Below are 2,583 nucleotides of genomic sequence, written 5' to 3' on the forward strand. Positions count from 1 at the left end.
AATTAAAGTCAGTGAAGGAGTCGCCTCCTCCACTGCTCTCCAAAACGGAACGTGATAGTTTCCCATCATTCCGCTCCTCAATAAAACGGCTGTTGTCATCAGTACGTCATTACCAACATATCGTTTTCCCACGCCCAAAGGCTTGGTTCCACTGGTGGCTTAGGTTTAGCACTGTTACAGCTAGATTTGTTACCGAGACTGCCATCGCTGGCGGTCTTTGTGTCGTGGCAATGTCGATGGAGTAGCTGCCAGTTATCATACGATTCCTTTCCACCTTTCGATTTGGGGATGATGTGGTCAACCTCTATCGAATCTCCGTCTTTGAAGTAGTTATCGCAGTGAGTGCATTTCCCTTTTTGACGCTTGAGTAGTTTGGCTACTCTTGCGGGTATTTCGGGGTGTACTCCCATTCTTGAACTCCAATATATCCAGTCCCCGTCATAGGGTGATGCCATCCCTTTTACTTTTACATAGCGCTTTATTTCAGTGGAGCTATGTTGTATTAGCTTTAGAGGATTATTACCCTCTCCGGTTGCGAACACCCAGTTATTGCCTTCTACGGTTTTGAAGTATTTAAGGCGTATCCACCCTCTGCCTTTGTTCCTATGACGATGACGACCCCATTTGAGAAGCTTCCAAACCACTAAGTGCCACAGCCTTTCAAATACTTTCTGGCTGACAACTGTTGAGAAGTAGTTACACCAACCCCGTATGATAGGATTGAGATTCTTAATTAAAGTCGCCTGATTTAAGCCACGCGACTTGTTTATTACTTCTGCAACTTTTCTGTAGTGCCTTTTCTGACTTTCCTTGCTGGGGGTGATAATAGTCTTAAATCCGAGGATTTTGCCCTTGACTCTGCCTGAATTGTGTTTTCCAACGGGGAATTGCCTAACGTTGAATCCTAGGAAGTTGAATCCAGGTTGTTCATCTTCTAAATTGTTCAGGGTGTGGGCTAATCTTGTCTTACTCGGTTTTAATTCTAACCCAATGCCACTTAACCACTTCTCTATCTCTGATTTGCACAGTTTTACGACTTCTAAATCCTCATGAAGGACTACAAAGTCGTCTGCGTATCTTATCAATGAAATCGATTTCAGTTTATCCCTTACACTCAATTGAGTGTTGTCGGCTCGCTTCATGTCGAATTTTGGGGCTAAGCCCATAATCCATTCCTCAATCCCATGTAAGGCGACATTAGCAAGTAGAGGTGAAATCACCCCGCCCTGTGGTGTACCTTCATTAGTTGGGAACAGCTTATTTCCATCCATTACACCAGCTTTTAACCAAGCTCGGATTTGTCTCCGTAGGGTTGGATAGGTATTCAATTTTGAGAGAAGTACATCATGGTTAATGCGGTCGAAGCATTTGCTAATGTCGGCATCCAGCACATATTTTGATTTATGCTTTATTGCCGAGAATATTGCTCCGATAGCATCGTGACACGAGCGTCCTGGTCGAAACCCATATGAGTTAGGTTCAAATCGCGCTTCCCATTCCGGTTCTAACACCAGTTTGACTAACGCTTGCAAAGCTCGGTCTTCCATTGTCGGTATTCCTAAAGGTCTTTCTTCATCTGTACCGGGTTTGGGTATCCAAACTCGGCGTGTTGGTTTGACCTTAGAACCCAGTGTAATTTTATTTATCAAGGCGAGACGTTGCTTTGGGGTTAGCGATTTAACACCGTCCACGCCTGCCGTCTTCTTACCTTGATTATCCTGAGTTACCCGACGAACCGAAGCGGCTTTTGCTGCCCAAGAGCTTATCAACAGTTTTTGAAGTCTGCGTACTAGCTTGACATCACCACGATTAGACGCTTGATATATCCGTTTTTGCAACTTAAAGACGTTACGCTCTAGCTTTCGCCAGTTAATATCGCTCCATTCATACATCGGTTTTTATTACCGTGTTCATGATATTTACATTGCGAATTGTAGCTATATCATCCGTATTACCGTGAGTCCGTTAGCATATCCTTCACTATTACAGTGAGGCGTTGGCTTCTGACTCAATCTCTACCACCTGTTACCTGGAAATCCAGATGTTACGTGCAAAGCTTGACTGCTCGAAGTATTCGACCTCTTCGAGAGTAATCAGGTGGGTTACTTCGTTCCTCATAACCATTGATTTGTTCCGTTAGGATGTCACCTTTTCACCGAGTTTTTAGGTAACGTAGGTATGCCGAATCAAATTCTCATACCACCCTGTACTAATGCCCATTTTGGGACTCCCAGCGCATGAAGCCTTATTTCGCTGGTTCGCCGTAACGGTGATTCAGACAGTGACTTCGCTTTCGCTATCCGTAGGAACTTGCTCACGGGATACCACTTTTTAGGCTAGTAGCTCTTTCCGCTTTTTATCTCCGCTTCACCGATTGATGGCTAGTCTCTACAGTGGGAGATATGCTTTCACCTCTACGTCTGAGGGGCAGGACTTACCGTTTTCTAGGATACTAACGTTCACCTGCAAGGTTATGAAGTTGTCATCTACAAGGGATTAAAGTGCGAACTCAATCCTCATGGATTACCCTGTAGAAGCCAGTCATCCCCCGATTTCGCGGTTTCGACTGAACGAATCGCACTT

General features: G+C 44.6%; 1 protein-coding gene. It reads right to left on the reverse strand.

Annotated elements, in window-relative coordinates; genetic code table 11:
- Positions 1-98: 98 nt before the first annotated feature.
- On the reverse strand, positions 99-1,892 hold the full coding sequence (gene ltrA / locus QUB30_RS33230) for a group II intron reverse transcriptase/maturase (protein WP_333342544.1): 1,794 nt from the start codon (positions 1,890-1,892) through the stop codon (positions 99-101).
- Positions 1,893-2,583 lie beyond the last annotated feature (691 nt).

The organism is Microcoleus sp. BROC3, from assembly GCF_036702515.1.
Classification (GTDB): domain Bacteria; phylum Cyanobacteriota; class Cyanobacteriia; order Cyanobacteriales; family Microcoleaceae; genus Microcoleus.